The organism is Aquitalea sp. FG25 (assembly GCF_057809375.1).
On the sequence record NZ_JBMDJV010000012.1, the window covers coordinates 99518 to 116754 of the forward strand.

The 17237-nt window shown below is 48.6% G+C and carries 16 protein-coding genes and 1 pseudogene; 5 read left to right on the forward strand and 12 right to left on the reverse strand.

Going from position 1 to position 17237, the window contains the following annotated elements; genetic code table 11:
* Positions 1-13: 13 nt before the first annotated feature.
* Positions 14-265, reverse strand: coding sequence for a hypothetical protein (locus ACODR9_RS12500; RefSeq protein ID WP_488809641.1), 252 nt, complete (start codon positions 263-265; stop codon positions 14-16).
* Between the two features lie 341 nt (positions 266-606).
* On the opposite strand from ACODR9_RS12500, the gene ACODR9_RS12505 reads away from it, so the two are divergent.
* The 4 genes from ACODR9_RS12505 to ACODR9_RS12520 all read left to right on the forward strand — a co-directional run bounded on the left by ACODR9_RS12505 (position 607) and on the right by ACODR9_RS12520 (position 3444).
* Positions 607-1140: a hypothetical protein gene (locus ACODR9_RS12505; RefSeq protein ID WP_488809642.1), complete on the forward strand. Its 534-nt coding sequence runs from the start codon at positions 607-609 to the stop codon at positions 1138-1140.
* A 94-nt stretch (positions 1141-1234) separates the two neighbouring features.
* On the forward strand, positions 1235-1543 hold the full coding sequence (locus ACODR9_RS12510) for a hypothetical protein (RefSeq protein ID WP_488809643.1): 309 nt from the start codon (positions 1235-1237) through the stop codon (positions 1541-1543).
* 84 nt (positions 1544-1627) lie between these two features.
* A complete protein-coding gene (locus ACODR9_RS12515) occupies positions 1628-2599 on the forward strand; it encodes an HNH endonuclease (protein ID WP_488809644.1) in 972 nt (323 codons plus the stop codon).
* 56 nt (positions 2600-2655) lie between these two features.
* Positions 2656-3444 carry a hypothetical protein gene (locus tag ACODR9_RS12520; RefSeq protein ID WP_488809645.1) on the forward strand — a complete coding sequence of 263 codons (789 nt, stop codon included), beginning with the start codon at positions 2656-2658 and terminating at the stop codon, positions 3442-3444.
* 27 nt (positions 3445-3471) lie between these two features.
* Here the strand turns inward: ACODR9_RS12520 and ACODR9_RS12525 are convergent, their stop codons facing one another.
* The 7 genes and pseudogenes from ACODR9_RS12525 to ACODR9_RS12555 form a co-directional block, all read right to left on the reverse strand.
* Positions 3472-3852 carry a helix-turn-helix domain-containing protein gene (locus ACODR9_RS12525; RefSeq protein WP_488809646.1) on the reverse strand — a complete coding sequence of 127 codons (381 nt, stop codon included), beginning with the start codon at positions 3850-3852 and terminating at the stop codon, positions 3472-3474.
* A 481-nt stretch (positions 3853-4333) separates the two neighbouring features.
* Positions 4334-4678 (reverse strand): annotated as a pseudogene (locus tag ACODR9_RS12530) (methyl-accepting chemotaxis protein); the annotation flags it as partial.
* 79 nt (positions 4679-4757) lie between these two features.
* Positions 4758-5168 (reverse strand): hypothetical protein, encoded by a 411-nt coding sequence (locus ACODR9_RS12535; RefSeq protein ID WP_488809647.1) that lies wholly within the window; start codon positions 5166-5168, stop codon positions 4758-4760.
* A 398-nt stretch (positions 5169-5566) separates the two neighbouring features.
* Entirely contained in the window at positions 5567-6610 is a 1044-nt protein-coding gene (locus ACODR9_RS12540) for a hypothetical protein (protein ID WP_488809648.1), read from the reverse strand.
* A 76-nt stretch (positions 6611-6686) separates the two neighbouring features.
* Positions 6687-7391, reverse strand: a complete 705-nt coding sequence (locus tag ACODR9_RS12545; protein ID WP_488809649.1) for a hypothetical protein — start codon at positions 7389-7391, stop codon at positions 6687-6689.
* Between the two features lie 47 nt (positions 7392-7438).
* On the reverse strand, positions 7439-7882 hold the full coding sequence (locus tag ACODR9_RS12550; RefSeq protein WP_488809650.1) for a hypothetical protein: 444 nt from the start codon (positions 7880-7882) through the stop codon (positions 7439-7441).
* Between the two features lie 13 nt (positions 7883-7895).
* Positions 7896-8543 carry a hypothetical protein gene (locus tag ACODR9_RS12555; protein WP_488809652.1) on the reverse strand — a complete coding sequence of 216 codons (648 nt, stop codon included), beginning with the start codon at positions 8541-8543 and terminating at the stop codon, positions 7896-7898.
* Positions 8544-8847: 304 nt separating this feature from the next.
* Between ACODR9_RS12555 and ACODR9_RS12560 the strand changes: the two genes are divergently transcribed.
* Positions 8848-9477 carry a hypothetical protein gene (locus ACODR9_RS12560; protein ID WP_488809654.1) on the forward strand — a complete coding sequence of 210 codons (630 nt, stop codon included), beginning with the start codon at positions 8848-8850 and terminating at the stop codon, positions 9475-9477.
* 37 nt (positions 9478-9514) lie between these two features.
* Here the strand turns inward: ACODR9_RS12560 and ACODR9_RS12565 are convergent, their stop codons facing one another.
* The 4 genes from ACODR9_RS12565 to ACODR9_RS12580 all read right to left on the reverse strand — a co-directional run bounded on the left by ACODR9_RS12565 (position 9515) and on the right by ACODR9_RS12580 (position 17236).
* Positions 9515-9703, reverse strand: coding sequence for a hypothetical protein (locus ACODR9_RS12565; RefSeq protein WP_488809655.1), 189 nt, complete (start codon positions 9701-9703; stop codon positions 9515-9517).
* A gap of 64 nt (positions 9704-9767) precedes the next feature.
* The gene (locus ACODR9_RS12570; protein WP_488809656.1) at positions 9768-10463 is read right to left on the reverse strand and encodes a hypothetical protein; all 696 of its coding nucleotides are present in this window, start codon (positions 10461-10463) and stop codon (positions 9768-9770) included.
* A gap of 1034 nt (positions 10464-11497) precedes the next feature.
* Positions 11498-11761 carry a hypothetical protein gene (locus tag ACODR9_RS12575; protein WP_488809657.1) on the reverse strand — a complete coding sequence of 88 codons (264 nt, stop codon included), beginning with the start codon at positions 11759-11761 and terminating at the stop codon, positions 11498-11500.
* A 516-nt stretch (positions 11762-12277) separates the two neighbouring features.
* Positions 12278-17236, reverse strand: a complete 4959-nt coding sequence (locus ACODR9_RS12580) for an N-6 DNA methylase (RefSeq protein WP_488809658.1) — start codon at positions 17234-17236, stop codon at positions 12278-12280.
* Position 17237: the final 1 nt, after the last annotated feature.

Consider the following 17237-nt stretch of genomic DNA (forward strand, 5'->3'; position numbering starts at 1 on the left):
AAAGAAATAAAAGTTAAGCGGCTGATGCGACTGCTTTAGCACGGAGAGCAACGACCCAGTCAGGCATTTCCTCACCATCCTCATATGCCTCATTGGCTACGAACTTCAGACATTCCGGGCAGCACTTCGCACGAAAGTCCGCATTTTCAACGGGAGCATGCGCGTAATGCACATTCCGTTGGCCATCATCGCGCTCAGAGTCACACAAGCGACGACCAGCAAAAAGGCCAGTAGAAGTCAGATGGATAATTTGGGGTTCAGTCATGGGAGACTCCAGAAATGCGAATCTCCCGAATGCGGAAGAGTCCGCAAGGGATGGGTAAATGCGACCGGGAGGTCACGAACTACAGAAGAACTGTCATTGTATTTCTGGTCGTGTCTCTTCGCAATAGCATTTGAAATGAATGGGTGTTTGGCACTGGCCTTGTTGAAAATACTCAATCAGGTTAATCTGTTGCTTCTACCGCCAATCGGCACCTCAGCACCTCTCGGTGCATTTACTTCACAGACCTAGTCTGTACCAAGTGCATTCCGCACAATAACCCATTGCCAATAATCCCTCAGCTCACGCTCTCGGGAAAATTCGGCTATTCACAAGGAAATTCTATGACTTTCAATCTCAACCAAGTTGTCGCTGGATCGATCAACGACTACAAGCGCTTTCTCGACGCCGGCTACCGTTTTCATGGCATTCACCAAGGTGAGGTTATTGGTGGCGAGCATGTTCGCTTCACCGTTACACACACCAATTCCCATGGCGATACTGAAATTCTGAAGGTTGCTCATCATGGCTTTGGCACTCCGTTCTCCATGGAATACCAGGCCGGTGCTTTGAAATCGCTGATCGCAACTGAGATTGTGCAGGCAAAGTGGAAGGCACTGAACACGCCCGTCCCGGGTGGTGCTCATCTGCGCACCGAGGCTGAGATCAAGAACCCTAGCGACCATGATGTGGCTGTGGCTCTGATTTCGTACGTCGGGGACCTGCAGATCATTCATCGTGCCAACGCCGGTTACGCTGATCGTGGCCAAGGCTACTTCTCCAGCGGGCTGACTCCCTCGCCCCAGGACTGCGTCCTGGCGCTGAAGGCGTTCCAGGAACAGTACGGTGATCAACCTCCGGTTCAGCCGTGGGCTTGATCAGTCACATCAATTCAGTGGGTCCGACAGGGTCCTACTTTCCGTTACCGGGTAACGATCATGCCGCAAAGCATGAATGCATGAGGCTTTCACCATGACTCAAGTAAAGAAGATTCGCGTTTCTCTCGACAACCTGCCGGCCGATGTATGGCTGGAAGCTTTCACCACCGGTGCTACATGGAATGGCGCTGCCACCCCGGCATTTACCCATGAAGTCGGCATCGAGCTGACCAAGCACATGCAGGAATTAACCTTCGACGAAGTGAATGATCAGTTCGTCTATTCATCGCCGCATGAAGATGGCCCGCAGTATTACCCGTCTCGCACCACCGAAATTGATGGCGTATCCGTAAAGGTTTACGACATCGGCTCTTTTGGCTGGTGCTGGTTTACCGAGGACTGAAATCCGACCCACAAACCCGCGTTGCTTCTGGCATCGCGGGTTTTTTGTTGGCTAGAATATGCGCTCGGTATGTGGAGATAAAACGTGGATCAACAAATTGTTGTAGCGATGGGGATTGGGTACGGCACATTCCGGAAGGATATCGGACGTAGAGATGCGTGGTGGCAGGAGAATATTTCTCGTGGAATGATTACCCGTGGTGACCGGGTGACAGAGGAGCATCTTGCTGCAGGAAAACCTGATCGTGGGCAAGGGCACCAAGAAGGCGTGAGTGAAGGGTTCTTTAGAAAGTTACCGAAGGGAACGCTGATGTTTGCCCAGAGTTCAGGGTTCGGGCTTCTAGGTATAGGCCTGCTCACTGGAGCATGGAATTACGATGAGATCGACAATGTCTACGTCACTGACATTGATCATCGAGTCGAGATTGGCGTCCACTGGTTGCATTACGTACTTCGTCACGAGGATGCTATTTCTAATGGCATCCAGAATATTCATGGAATAAAAAGCCTACCAGGGTATTGCAGGTGCTATCCAAGCGACAGCGACATCCAGGCATTGATTGATCACTTAGCATCCAAACCAAGCTATCAGTCATGGTATTCAACGCAACAAGAGCCCTGCTTCAGGTCTGATGAGGATGAGGCAAGATACTGGGCTGCGGTTCGTAAAAGGGACGCCGAGTTCCGCGAACAGATCTTGAGAAATTACGATTCGACATGTGCAGTCACCGGGTGCAATGTGCCACAAGCTGTTGAGGCAGCACACATCATTCCACATACAGGCAAGAGGTCGGACAGAGCAGACAATGGGCTGTGCTTGAGAGCTGACATCCACAAGTTATTCGACTCTGGCCTGCTGTTCATAGACCACAACTCATACCGGGTTCGCATCGCTGATGAACTCAAATCTTCCCAGTACGCTGATCTTGAAGGACGACGTATCCGGCTCCCGGCCGACGAATCAGCACGCCCCTGTCCCATCAGGCTCATGCACCATTCGCAGGGCAATGGCACCAGGAGCAAGGTGCTCGATCTGCACCATGGCCAGGGCCACTAACTTGCATCTCTGAAGACATTTCGTATGGTCTCCCTATCAACAGGGGGACAGACATCATGACGAGCAGTACACATCTGAACTACGCATTCGCCTCGGGAATGTCTGCCAACTCTGACTTGCTCGGGGCGATGCGAGCCAAAGTGCCTGTAGGGGTGGTAGCAAGCCACCTGACAACCTTGCACTCCATCCTATCTGTACCCAAGTATCTCAACGCAGGAGGTGTCGTCTTCATCGATTCTGGGGCTTTCAATGCAATGCGCACAGGTGTTCCTCCTGTGTGGAAAAAGATCATACAGAAGTACAACGATATTGCAGCCCTGACGGACGCCACCAATAACCTGTACGTGGTCTCCCCTGACGTGATCGGCAATCAGATGGGCACATTGATATTGCTGCGAGAGCATCGTGAAGCACTGCTCGGATTGATTACCGCCGGGGTGAATGTGATTGTGCCGCTCCAGTTGGGATGTCTACGACCGCAGGATATGCTGGAAGCTGTTATTTCGATTCTGGGTACTAATCAGTTTGTGGCCGGCATACCCAGCAATCGGTCAGCGATGAGTGCCAACGATTGCGCTGCTATCACGCACCATACCTCCCACATTCTGGGGAGAGTTCAGCGGGATGAAGATCAGAAAAGGCGAATCACCGCCCTCAGGCTCAAGAACCCTGATGCGGTAATCAACGCTGATGCGAACTGGCTGAGAAGTCACCTGAAGTTAGTCAGCTCAATGACGTGCAGCACAGTGACCGAGCCATACAAGCACCCACGCATAGAGGCTGTATGCCGGGCACTGAAAGCGGATAACTATCGCGGCCTATCTGCAAGTCTACGTATGTCATGATTGATGAAGTCAAGGCCAGGCCAAGGACTAGGTTGTCGAGTAAATCGCCGCGTTAGCCGTGCGGAGGTCATCGATAAAGATTTCGATGTCACTAGGCTTGAGGCGTGCCAGGGATTGAATTATTGCGGGGAACGTTGATTTCAAATCAGCAATGTCGTCAGTACTCAGACTCATCGCTGACACCAGGGCGGGTTCGGAGTGTTCTGAGTCCATCCAGCCAAAAGGCAGGCCACAGGCAGTTTCAATCTTTCTGGCAATCCCCTCAGACATCACACTCTTGCCCTTCTTCCAGTTGCTGATGTAGGTGGCTTCTACTCCAACATTCTTGGCAAGAGTGGCACTTGCCCCACGGCCAGTGGTTACAAGGATGAGGTTGGCTTGTCGAATACTGTTGATGTCTTTTTCCATGGAGCGATATTAGCAACCGCAGATTCAAGGCATGCCATTTGTTGAGCTTATTGAGCAATCATTACATAACTTTGCACATCGTCGCTTCTTCATGATGGTTGACGCGCACAACAAAAATAAACAATTCCACATGTAGTTCAAGCAAATTCTACAAACCTTAAGGCGATACTCTCTCAAACAACACCAGGGGATTGTTGATGAATAAACCTCAACGCCAACACGCAGTAGCACAAGCCGGCGCTCACTCCACATACGTCGATCTGAGTAAGCTGTTCCGCATTGACAAGCCCACGGGGGAGGTTACACAACAGAAGCAACTCATAGTACGAATCGTCTCCACCCTGAAATAAAAAAAGGCCCTTTCGGGCCTTTTGTATAGGGTAAATCGTGGAGTTGACTGTCGAAGTTTTGAAGCTAATCCGACAAGATTCTGAGCGGCATTATTGGCTTGCTGCATCATGTTGAAGTTGCTATCGGCCTGTTAAGCGATGCTATCAACGTTACGGTCCATTTCTCTTGGTGCCCCGCCCCGCGATATCTGCGCAGTCGAAATGCCGGTTACTGCCTCACCTACATCACCAGCATCGGCCTTAATCCCTATAAGGGCATCTACAGCCTTCTGAGCACTTTCGCCACCCACTCTAAACAGATCCACACCTGTCTCCATCTGGTCTAAAGCAAGGAGTGATCCAGACTCGATCAGGATGACAGTCTCGGTGATCAGAGAGGTGAATTGCGTTGACCATTCGGCCAACTTGCAGACTTCATCAACAACAACAGCAAATCCACACCGCGCCACGACGGCACGAGCGGTCACAATCGCCGCATTGAATGCAAACGGGTTTCAATGGTCTGCGATCTCGCGTATCACAGTAGCTACGATTGCAATTCGCTCGCAGTTGGTTTCACAGGGTCGCCAGTTCTGAAGCATGCTTCCAGGCTGTTAGGTAATGACGGCCAACTTCGGCACATGCCAACTTAACCTCACCAGATCCAGTCGAACTGATGGGACGTGCGTAAAATTTTGCAGAGTGGCCGTTGTAACCATCAGGCAAAACAACTACAGAGACATTACGCCAGTCAGCAAATTGCAAAGCGTCTTGAACCATCTTCCGCTTTACTCGGTATACATACCCCAAAGCATTGGGGATGCGATACAAACGTGCCACTAGGACACACATGATGGCCAAGCGACGAAGGTATTGAACAGGTGTAAGCGTGTAGAGTTCCGACACCAGTTGGCTGTCAGAAAGTGTGCTTGCATTCTGGATATGCAAGCAAAGATTGCGCAAGCGCTTATTGAAAAAGACAGGCATGGGTATTCCTCCGGATAGTTCGGATTAAATTCACACAGGGCTGATACCACTGTTGAGAAGGGTCATGAAGATTTGCACGAACGTGCAGAATTAAAACAGATAAGTGCATCATGAAGATGCGGTAGAGAAGGATTTCAAATTAGCAGATCAGAATAATATCAGCAAGAAAAAGCCCCCTTTCGGGGGCTTTTATTGAATCACTTCTCTTGAGCTTTGCTTTCAACCAGTTGTTCGTCATTACCCTCCAAGGGTTGGAAAGGACGAACTCGCCTTATGATTGCACGGCCAAATCCCTTCTCGACTTTAATCGAAAGGTGATCGCATTCTGAGCAGTAGCAATTACTATCAGATGGTTTGGAAATAACGCGTTTCCTGATCATGACACTCTCCCTAACAATTCACAGTGAAAGTGTACTCTTGGCCAACTGATTTGCAACCTGCTCTACTTCAGCATCGAGCAAAGGTAATGCGCCATCGATCAGCGACAATGCCAAGACACCACCAATATCCGTTGAATTGGTATACAAGGGGATCAGCAACAGATGCTTTGTAGATGAACTCAGCGGAATAACCGAGCTATCAAAAGGCGTTGCATCTGTCGTCAGCTGGAAAAACTCGCCCTTGGTGGCACACAACACGGCTGCCCCCTGAGGGGAGTCATCGTCGTAGTGGCGGTTAAGGTCGATGGTAAAGCGCTCATCAATGACCCTGCTGGACAAGCCACGGTCATAGGTCAGCTGCCCGAAACAATCACGCAACATGACCATCGAATTGATCTGTTTCGATCCGATACGAAGAACTTGCGCAATGCTTGTCATGCGTTCATTCAACCACTCAATGAACGGCCGGCGCGACTGCTGAAGGATTGGTAACCACATACGTTGCGAATGCCCATCATCCATGTAGTCACTGTGCTTGAAACCAGCGTAGGAATGCTGCTGCAAGTAGGGCGACTTGTCAGTAAAGCCAACAGTCCCCGCCATACCAGCATCGCTTACTACTTTGGCACAGATACGCGGCCAGATATCCAGAGCACCATACTCATTCAGCACCCATTGAACGCGCCCCGAGTTGAGGATCTTTGTCCAAGGGAAGCTTTCAGGAAGAATGCTGCCTGCCAGGATAACCTTGTCGAAATACTGCCCCGGGAAGTCCCGAATCAACTTTCCGACAAGGTAAGAACCAAAACTGTGAGCAATGATCGACGGCTTACTATCACCTGTTTCGAGACGAACCCGATCAATCTCTGCCCGCAACCAACGCAACTTCGCATCTCGCGCAGAAGGCGTAAGAAGGTGAAAAACCGAGAAGTAGCCATAGTCCAGCGGCACGGGTATGAAGTCATTCATCGCCAGCAAAGGCACAAGGCGCTTCTGCCACTCTCCCCGGGTACGGATCCCGTGCAGGGTAATAACTGCTTTTTTGGTGGTCTGTTGAGCCATGATGATTTCCAAAAGAAAACCCTCCACCGCTTTCGCAGTGAGGGTTTGGGTTAGCCTAGAGGCGGATTGGTAATACTTAACTGAAGATCACGTAGACATACGTACCATTACAAGCGGTATTCATGTCTGCGCGCAATTCTTCAGGCATACATTCATATTCCTTGCTCGATAAATCTCCAGGCTTCAGCACATATTCAGTGCGAACTTTCGAGGAAAATATCATCATGCGCGCAGAAAATGCATTTAACGCCAGCCATTCCCAGCACTTATTTGGTGCTTCTACATTGGGAGAACCGATGCGTGATGACAAATTACAGCGGAGGATTTGACCATCAGTAGCACCAGGTAGTATTTCAACCTTGGCACGGGTTTGAGCATCCGGGTATTTGGTGGTGAATTCGCCATCGTCACCCCTGATAATGCAGGCACCTACAGAGTGTGCGAGGTCATCGACAGCTTCGTCAGAAAGCCCTTTCAGATAGTCTTGGAGAGCACCGTCGAATGCATCGGATATACCTTCTGCAAACACTGCGCTGTCAATTCGACCTTCAGCATTTGCCTTAAGCAGGACTTGAACAAGGTAGTCCATCTGGGCTGCCTTACGAGCCAACTGGACTGGAACCCACATAGCCATCGGGACACCAACGGTTGACAGCGAGAAATGCTTCGTCTGTTCCCAGGTGTACTTGTCTGCGCAGGCCTCGGAAACCCAACCGTAACGATTACTCCAGTAGATATTCTGCACCGGATCAAAAATCGCAAATTGGTGTTGGTTGTTCATGGGTAATCTCCAAATTAAAGCTACTCCGAATGGAATGGCCTAAAGGGTTAATGAAATGCAGGTGTATTGCGAACGAGATGATCGACCTTACTAGCCGGAACCTTGTGAATCTCATAAAGCTCAGTAGCAAAGTAAAAAAACTCTTCACATGTCGAAGTCGGAGGGTCGCTGGCCACCAAACGGCAATGCGACCACTTCGGCGGATTGCTGGATGGATCGGTGAGGACGTAATAGTTCCTCCACAAGACCAGGTGCGGGCTGTTTTGGTAACAACCTACCCATGACTTGCAAATCACACCGGACTCATCACTCACAAGGTCAATAAAATCGCCAACCCTTACAGGCGAAGAGGATATTTGATTGAATCCCTCAATCAGATCTTCCAGATTTTCTGAAAGAAGACTATCACCCCTTCCAGAAAGGTGATGGAACAAAGAACAAACAGAACCATCACCTGTAAGAAGTTGCTTACCATTAGCAAGGATGCGCATATACCCCCCTGCTTCAAGCAGCTTTGGCTAAAATGTTCACCGCAGGATTCCAGCTAATATCACCTACGCAGAACAAGGTGCCGCAGTCAACCTCGGCAGTACGGAATGCCCAGCGCTTGAGTGCATAAGTGTCCACCTCGCCAATCCCGGAAACCGGAGTTATGGTGTAGTTGTGCTCAATGTGGCCTTTGCCATTTCGGCCCAGATTTTCAACATTGATATGACCCACACGGTTACCGTCTTTCAGCAACCAGAAGTTGGTTGATCGAGCAGAAGGTTGGTGAAGACCAGTGCGTTCGCTTGTGTATTCCACCTTCGTGATTTTCAATGCTGCGTATTGGTCTCGTGTAACTTGATTGATACTGAAGTTACTCTCACCCGTGCCAGTTATGGTGATCACATGAAAAACATCATGGCTACTGCAGTTGAGAAATGCATCAATCAGGTTGTTCGAGTCACGATCAATCCCTAAGGGGATAACATCATTGATCGTGGAACCTGCTGCCCATGCAAAAATCATCCCGGGGCAAGCCACCTGCTCCATCTGTCCTTGAATGAAATCAAAAGCCTTGGGATACGAGAGCGCACTTGGAGCCTTCTCGGTCACAATGGCTCTCATTTTTTTAAGGATTGCGGAGACTAGTTGAGAAGAGATAGACATACTTTACTCCTAAGAATAAAGCGGTCTAGCACCCATACGGTGTTAGACCGCAGGGGCAGGTAAATGCAACCGAATGGTTACAGAGGGGGAAACTTGATTATTTTAAGCTTAGGTCTTTGTGACCGCAACAGTTGTTTGACAACCCAGGCATGAATTGTTAGCGTTGCGAGTGTGCTTCGGCATAGTCATTATTGACGCCTTACCTCAGCTTACCCACCAGATCAGTGAAATTCTGATTTCGGCCAAACGCCCTAGTTGCGCCCACAATCCGTACAAAAACGGACATTGAAAATTTGAGGCTCCGATGAAAAAGTTACTTCTTATAGCAGGAATTGTATTCGGCATTTGTTCCGCTACAGCAAAGGCAGACTACACACTCTACCCTGAGGTAGATCCGGTCGGTACAACCGGATACAACGTTTACTGCTCTACCACAACACCAATGATCGACATTAACATTCTCAGCGGAGAGGATCAGGGGCGGCTAGGCGTAGTATGGATGGCCATTGGGTCACAAAGCCAAAACGTTGCTTATTACTTCTCTATGAGTAATGCATGGACACAGTTCACTGCAGGAGGAACCTACCCTCCTACACAGCGTTTTGATTCCGGAATGCCATACCAATACGAAATCAAACAGCCTTTACCAATATCCGGCACTACCGATGACGGGGTCGTTGGGTGGGAGGTATACGTTGCCAAAGCATCACTTACAGACGATCAGATTGCACAGATCAAGAAAAGGCGCACATGGCTAACTGCAAATCAAGCCAAGCTAGAAGCAAAAGGCGTTTGGTCGTCTGAATACGAAAGCGATGAAAACATGCAATTGGCCTATCTGACACAAACCGTGATGGCCAATCAAAGTTACGTGAAGTTGGGCGTCATTCCCTACGTTGACTGCAACCCTCCAGAGAAAGAATACGGCCATTGATTGGCCCTAAAATTGAAAAAGCCCGCATATGCGGGCTTTATTCATTCAAATCATCATCACGATGATCGGGATCAGGTATTTTTCTGAGGATAACTTCCCGGGCCCCGGTTAGGTAAGAGACTTTGTACTCATAGCCACAAAGTCCAAGACAGAATGCTGCAAGAACATCCATTACGATCACGATAGGATACAGCAGCAGCGAAAATATCTTTAAAAAAGCATTCATAACAATTCCTTGAAAAAAAAGCAACCCCGAAGGGTTGCTATTTTTTACGGCGGAGGCCAGTTACTTAGAAAGCGTAACCGACACCGATCTTGATGACCGGCCAGTACTTGTAGCTGCTCACGTCGTTGTTCAGCTTGGTACGTTCAGCAGCAACATCGCTCTGGATTGCCGAGCAAGTTGCAGCCGAAGTGGAAGCACCGCAATTAGCGGACAGGTTAACGGTCGGGGAACCGGTGAAGATCACGCCAACATCCCAGGTGAAAGTGAACCCCTGCTTTACGGAAGCAGTGTTGCCACCACCAATGCCCAGGTACGGGGCAATGGTCTTGTACTTCACGTCGCCATGGATGGAGGTCAGATCACTGGTGCTGTAGTTGTTGCCATTGACCGTGATATTACCGGAACCATTGGAATTGGCATTCACGTTGGCCTTGTTACCGTTATCGATGATACCGGCGGACAGACGGAAGCTGTTATGGAACGGGTAATAGTCAGCAAATACGCCGGCATTGAACAGCTTGATGCCGTAATCGTAGTTGATCGAGTCGGTCGTCTTGGAGGTATTGTAGCTACCACCATACACGCCAACACGAGCATTCAGGGTTTCAGGCAGAATCGACTTGGTCGCCTCGATACCCAGGCCTTGAGTACCTACGTTGACACCTACACCGAAATTACCCAGTTCGGTAGCACCCGCAGTAGCGGAAATTGCAACCAGGGCCAGGGCGATAACGGATGCTACTTTTTTGGAATTGCGCATTTTATAAATCTCCATAAGGAAGGTTAATATCCAATCGCCGGGGAATAATACCCCAGAAGATCAGGAAGGCAAGTCAACTCTTGAGCTAACAATTGCCATACACGGGTTAATTTATGTAAAGATTTGAAGTCCATGCCAAAAGATAACGGCAAGCTGTGCTTGCGTTAGCTAGTAGAAGACAGGGGGTCAAAGGAGAAGCAGACTCTTCATTGCTGAAGAGGATTAAGCCGAAGCCTAATTGGGTAAATGCGAAGCAAATCGCCAGTGGAAGAATCCACAAGAAGAGTCTTGATTCTGCCCGAGGTTGTTTTAGTTTGCAACCCCTAATTTGAATACTTTGGTCCTGTTAGTATTGGACTGATGTCATTGATTCTGATGGCTCTTTACAAATCCATACATAGTACAAATTTGCGAGTGTGCATAAAAAAAGCTCCCTTATAAGGGAGCCTTTTTCGTGATCAAGTCACTTGGTAAATTTGGAGGACCTCAAAAAAAATGGGGTGGCCTCTGACCTTCAGGGCCAGAAACACACCCCTATAGGTCGAAAGGTACAGCAGTGAACAAAAGCACCAGGATCATATCCCAGTGAAATCAACTGACCGTTGCCATGCAACGGTACTGCCCAATGCATCAACCCAGGTCTGTCGAGGACGGGTCGGAAAAGGGTAGAAGGTAGTCCATTACGCAGGATCACGCATAACAATGCCCGGAGGTCTTAGTTGCTATGAGGAATGCCACAAGGGCTGGTAGTGTCGATAGACACATCGAGGTCACAAGGGACCGAGACAGGCGCTATTACGCCGAAACAAAGAATCTCAACCCGAAGGGAGATATAGATAAATGCTGATGACTGTCAGCTCAGGCCAGAGGCAAGAATGTGACTTCATGGTACTGATTGAATAAAAAAAAATCAATACATAAAGTTAAATTTTTCTAATTCCCATATACTTTATTAACTGTGTGCACTGCCACAAAAGGAAAGGCGAGTCCGAAGACTCGCCTATTCCGATTTACTATCATCAATACCTAGTAGACTAATGATCACCATTAGAGCGATGTTTACCATCACTAGAAGGACGTTCATTTTTTCCATTAAATGTAGCCTCATAATCGAACGTGAATATCATTGCGCAGAAAAACAACACTAGCAATATACTCGCCGTAGCGATTAAGAATGTCCCATATGTGCCCTTAAGCATAGCACCAAGGATAGTTAAACTGCCACTACTGCCAAGAATCAACTTAGCATTCTCTTTTTGAATTCCAAAGTGGAATTTTAATTTACGATTTTCCTTCATATAGTCTCCTGTAAATAATCCCAACAAGATGACTATCCCACTAGGGATAGTCCCCAATGGGTGAAGGTTGCATCAGCATTATTGCTGAAGATTCCCGGCGTAAGCCGGTTGTAACAAGGTTAGATACCTGTCACCGAATACTGACCGTTGCCAAGCAACGGTACTGCCCAATGCGTCAACCCAGGTCTGTCAAGGACGGGTCGGAAAAGGGAAAGGGGTAGTCCATTTCGCAGGATCACGCATAACAATGCCCGAAGGTCTTAGTTGTCATGAGGAATGCCACAAGGGCAGGTTGTGTCAAAGACACATCAAGGTCACAAGGACCGGGACAGGCGCTATTACGCCAAAACGAGGAATCTCAACCCGGAGGGAGATAAAGGTAAATGCTGCGAGGCAGCTAGAGGTAAGCGCAAAGGCTTAACAAGAGCCCAAATAATAATCCCGCTGTTGTCGCTTTGCAATGACTATTTAAAAGAAAAACCCCCTATGTGCCAAAAGGCAACATAGGGGGATTGTTTAAGCTGCTTCGACATCCGAAACAGCTGTTTCGTCGTTTGCTGCATCAACCGACTGAACATCAGACTTCGACAAATCAAGAGCATTGTCCAGTTCAGCTTGACGCTGTTCCAGATGCTGCAATCGGTCCATCTTATCGAATGGTCTGTCAATGTTAGCCTCGACATCCTTCAACTGTGTTTCATAAAGAGCGATTAGGCGATTTTTGCTCACGATAAGTTCGCGAATACCATCCATCATAGAAACAAATGCCTCTACGGCGGACTTGCCACTACTGCCCATTTCTTCTGAGTAAGCGTGCTTACCATTCACCCGAAGGCGCTTGGTATTTTCACGACCAAGCCCAGCGGTGATTACAAACCCAGCAACAGTACCTACCGGTCGAGACTCACCAAACTGCAGGTTTGCCGTCATTCGCTGAATTTGTTTGCCACCCTCAACTGCTCCAAAGTGAACGCCATTCAGATTAAAGGTGATCGGCTTGCCTGATACTGCTTCCCAAGCGGACAAATCTTCCTTCATCGCAACGACGTGGGCCACATGACGTTCAATCTGGCGAGGGATCTCAATCAAGCTGTACTTCAACTCACACTGAGAACGCTTCCAATCGCTGTAAACCAGAGACAGTTTTGCAAGCTCAGCATCAATACCGGCCTTCTCAAGCACCAGCGGGTTACCTGACGCCAACGCCTTAACTTCAGCATAGGTCAGTGTGGCCAACGTAACATCTTCAACAGTACGCAACCCAGTTTTGCCGGAAGAAACCTGAGCAATGAAACGAGCCTTGGTTTCAAGGCACTGGAATATGTAACTATCGAAAGAACCCTCAGTGATGTAAGTGTAGATACGAATCTTCAGATTCATATTGCCCTGACGAATACCGCGGCCGTCGCGTTGCTCCAAATCAGCAGGACGCCATGGAGCGTCAAGGTGATGGATAGCTACCATTCGGGTCTGTACATTGGTCCCTACTCCGCACATCTGGGTAGAGCCAATCAAAACACGGATCACACCAGCACGAACTGCCTTAAAAAGATTAGCCTTCGCAGCATCAGTATCGTAGTTGTGGATATAGGCAATTTCTTCGTCTGGGATACCCTTTGCAACCAACTGGTCACGCAGCGCGTCATAGACGTTGAAAATAGAACTACCTGTCGGAGTTCCTTGGTCACAGAAAACTAGCTGAGTACCGAGAATGTCTGTCGAAGAGGAATACTCTTGCCAAACCTTATCCGCACAGCTGGTGATCTTTGTTGCCACACCTTTAGGGGCCTCACGGCCTACTAGGCGCAAATCCAATGCGGCCTTGCGGCCATCACCGGTAATCTTCAATGCATTGTCGTCCTCTGGGCGTACACCACCGCTACGAATCCTCTCGTAACGCTCTACAAGGTTTGCCACAACGGACTTCAGCACATCATTAGACTCCACAACCACAGAGATACGTTCAACATCCGGCGTAGGCAGGTTCAACATCTCGCGAGTACGGATATCTGCCACTTCATTAAACATACCCAGAAGTTCCGGCAGGTTCACAAAGCGTGCAAATCGAGTTTGCATACGATAACCCTGACCATCAGGTGACAATTCAAGAGATGTAACTGCCTCTCCGAAGTTAGCTGCCCAAGAATCAAAGGTCTCCATGTTCATACGTTTCAACGTGTGATTCTGCAAGTACTTCTGCATAACCCACATCTCGGCCATTGAATTGGAAACATGTGTTCCGGTAGCAAATACAACACCGGACATACCATCGTGCATATCATTGATATATTCGACTTTGCCGTACATATCAAATGCTCGTTGCGATTTTGATAAAGGCAAACCGGCCACCCTTACCATCTTCGTGATTTTGTGCAAATTTTTGAACAGATGAGCTTCGTCAACCTGCAACATATCAATTCCCAAATCTTCAAAGAACAAAACATCATCCTTTTTTGATTGGGCAGATAGCTTCGTAAGACGAGCCTTCAAACCGGTTTTTGCTCTTTCCAACTCTTTGACAATCTTATTGGAACGAGAATCACCATACAATGTTGACTTTTCATTTTCAAGCAATTGAATCTGATCATTAATTTGCGCGGCAGTCCGCTCAGGCGACAAGGGAATACGTTCAAATGAACTATGCGTAATGATCACGCAATCCCAATCACCTGTAGCAATACGTGAGAGCATCACGCGGCGCTTGTCACCTACAAGGTCATCTTTACTTGCAAGAAGAATTCTTGCGCTCGGGTAGGCCTGAAGGAATTCCGCACCAACTTGGTACAGCATGTGGTTTGGAACTGTGATCAAGGGCTTGCTAGCCTTGCCCATGCGGCGCATTTCCATTGCCGCCATGATCATAGTCAGCGTTTTTCCAGCACCAACTGTGTGACCCAGGAGGGTGTTACGGTTAGATGTCAGAATGCGCCATACCGAATCAAACTGATGCTTATGAGGTGTGACATACCATGTATAACCCGGGAATGTCAGTGATGAACCATCAAATTCTTGATCGACTTGGTTGTTGAAGATGTCGTTGTAGCAACGCACCAGAGCGCTTGCGCGTTCCGCTTCACTCCAAACCCAATCAATGAACTTACCCTTCAGCGCATCAAGTTTCTCACGAGCAACAATCGTTTCCGGTCTGTTGATTACGTAGTTGCCAGTTCTGTAATCCTTATCCTTAATTTCTGGCAGCGTTTGGTTAAGTGCATGCATAAACAGCTCTACACCATTGATACGAGCGGTGCCGAATTCTGCTTTAGCAGCGTGTGAACATTTCGCGGTGTAGTCGAAACGACAATCCCATGAGCCTACAATACTGCTGTAAACAACTTTGTGATCCTTCACTTCCCCGCCGAACACGTCCGACAAGAATTGCGAATAGTACACATAGGGAATCCAGGTTGAACCAATGCGAGCTGAAATTTCATGGGGACCAAGGTCAGCAGGAATTACTCGCTCCAGTGCCTTTACGTTCATCTCAAAACCGAAGCCTGCGGACTCAGCTGCAAGCAGCTTTGTACGTACAGGACCACTGAGATAGTAGGCTGCATGAACGTATTGGTACTTCTCGGGACAAAGGAAGATAAGACCCTTTCCTACAAGTTCCGAAGTTACTTCATCTTCAGTCTGGCGCACCAACTCAGCAATCCTTGCCGGCACAACTTGACCGAATTCGACCATGCATACATTCAGCGCTTCCTCTACTGACTCAGCAGAATCTACTTTTTTGAATGCACGTACGGTAGTACGGGTGAAGATGTCAGCCTTTTCTGCCGTATTTGTCTCAGCATTCCAGTGCTCAAGCGACAACAAGAGCGGGAAATCAGAGTCAGACTTCAGAGCACGAACATTCATCTTGTCATTGATGTAGCCGAACTTGGAGACGAAGTTATCGTAAGCAATGTTCAGGGCCAGGCGATAACGAGACAGGATCGTTTCATCTTCAGTGTGAACCTGCGCATCAATCAACTTCCTTGCAGACTCTTTCACCGAACACAGCGAAGCCAGACGACCAAGTTGCATTGCCGGCGCGACGACCTCGACGAGTTGAAAGCCATCGGACTCATATACGACGCCATCACGCAATACATAACCGGCGCGAATACCTTCCTCAGGAATCACATGCAGCAACGAGCTAGGGGGTGTTGCATCTACCTCACGGACCCGATGCTCATAGACCGACTCAGGAAAATGCGAGATCACATCTTCCAGTGCCAAGCTGAGATCACCATCAAATTTGCTGACCACCTGATGCCCACCAAAGCGCGTCGAAGTAAGAGAAAATTCACCTATGACATGTTCAGGGTTGTTTACCCAGTACGAATTCAACTGAATGGTGTGGCTAGAGAAACCACGTACCACTGTATTAGCACGCATATACGAGCTAGCAGTCCAGCTAAAGTCGAACGTTGACTCCCCTTCTTCGAGCTTCTGAAACACAAGAATGTCTGCCGAAATTGAAGTGTTAGCCGATTTCGCGAACGTGTTACCAGGCAGTCGGATACCACCCAGGAATTTTGCCTGCGAAGCCAGATAACGACGCACACCAGATTCCTGCTTATCCATCGTGCCAGTGGAAGTAATGAATACAACGAGACCACCAGGGCGCGTCACTTCCATTGCGCGAGCAAAGAAGTAGTCATGGATACGGAAGTTGGCAAACTGAACATTGCGAAGCTCTGCCACGCCATAGTCACCGAACGGCACATTGGAGATGGTCAGGTCATAATGGTTTGCAGAAACCTTCAGCGCTTCAAAACCGCATTCATTAACCTTCACGCCATGCTGCCCGTAAATGGAACGCAGAATTTCTGCACAGATGGAATCGGGCTCTACTGCAGACACAGTGGAAGCTTTAGAGATTTCCTCCGGCATTAGGCCCAGGAAGAATCCAGCACCACTGCAGGGGTCGAGAATGCGTCCACCGGAGAAGCCAAGACGGCCAACCAGTTTCCACATAGCTTCTACCACTTCAGCGGGGGTGAAGTGAGCATTCAAAGTAGATGCACGAGCAGCTGCGTACTCTTGCTCACTCAACATGGATTTCAGATTTAGAGCTGCATCAGCCCACTCTGCATCCGGGTTGTCATTGAACACATGGGGCAAACCACCCCAACCTGTGTAAAGACTTAACGTCCGTGCTTCTTGAGCATTTGCTTTGCGTTTCTCACCCCGCAGTTTCTTGAGGAGTTCGATGGCCGCAACATTATGCTGAAACTTAGCCTTCAGGCCGGACACTGCGCCAAGAAAATCTGAAGGCAGTTTTGCCCAAACAGTCTTCTCAACCGGCTCAGATACAGGCTTATGTGCCACAGAAACCGCCTGTTCGGCAGCAACCACTTCAACATGGTCACGGACTTGAACTTGCTGTTTGGCATCACTTGCTGCACCAAGCACTTCAAGAGGATCTTCCTCTGGACTAAAGCCAGGAAGCCACAAGAGGTTTTCGGTAAGTTGCTTCATGCGCATG

Bases quoted from the DNA above. Each gene is read 5' to 3' on its own strand.
- ACODR9_RS12500 (WP_488809641.1), bottom strand. From the start codon at position 265: ATGACTGAACCCCAAATTATCCATCTGACTTCTACTGGCCTTTTTGCT.
- ACODR9_RS12505 (WP_488809642.1), top strand. From the start codon at position 607: ATGACTTTCAATCTCAACCAAGTTGTCGCTGGATCGATCAACGACTAC.
- ACODR9_RS12510 (WP_488809643.1), top strand. From the start codon at position 1,235: ATGACTCAAGTAAAGAAGATTCGCGTTTCTCTCGACAACCTGCCGGCC.
- ACODR9_RS12520 (WP_488809645.1), top strand. From the start codon at position 2,656: ATGACGAGCAGTACACATCTGAACTACGCATTCGCCTCGGGAATGTCT.
- ACODR9_RS12525 (WP_488809646.1), bottom strand. From the start codon at position 3,852: ATGGAAAAAGACATCAACAGTATTCGACAAGCCAACCTCATCCTTGTA.
- ACODR9_RS12535 (WP_488809647.1), bottom strand. From the start codon at position 5,168: ATGCCTGTCTTTTTCAATAAGCGCTTGCGCAATCTTTGCTTGCATATC.
- ACODR9_RS12540 (WP_488809648.1), bottom strand. From the start codon at position 6,610: ATGGCTCAACAGACCACCAAAAAAGCAGTTATTACCCTGCACGGGATC.
- ACODR9_RS12545 (WP_488809649.1), bottom strand. From the start codon at position 7,391: ATGAACAACCAACACCAATTTGCGATTTTTGATCCGGTGCAGAATATC.
- ACODR9_RS12550 (WP_488809650.1), bottom strand. From the start codon at position 7,882: ATGCGCATCCTTGCTAATGGTAAGCAACTTCTTACAGGTGATGGTTCT.
- ACODR9_RS12555 (WP_488809652.1), bottom strand. From the start codon at position 8,543: ATGTCTATCTCTTCTCAACTAGTCTCCGCAATCCTTAAAAAAATGAGA.
- ACODR9_RS12560 (WP_488809654.1), top strand. From the start codon at position 8,848: ATGAAAAAGTTACTTCTTATAGCAGGAATTGTATTCGGCATTTGTTCC.
- ACODR9_RS12565 (WP_488809655.1), bottom strand. From the start codon at position 9,703: ATGAATGCTTTTTTAAAGATATTTTCGCTGCTGCTGTATCCTATCGTG.
- ACODR9_RS12570 (WP_488809656.1), bottom strand. From the start codon at position 10,463: ATGCGCAATTCCAAAAAAGTAGCATCCGTTATCGCCCTGGCCCTGGTT.
- ACODR9_RS12575 (WP_488809657.1), bottom strand. From the start codon at position 11,761: ATGAAGGAAAATCGTAAATTAAAATTCCACTTTGGAATTCAAAAAGAG.
- ACODR9_RS12580 (WP_488809658.1), bottom strand. From the start codon at position 17,236: ATGCGCATGAAGCAACTTACCGAAAACCTCTTGTGGCTTCCTGGCTTT.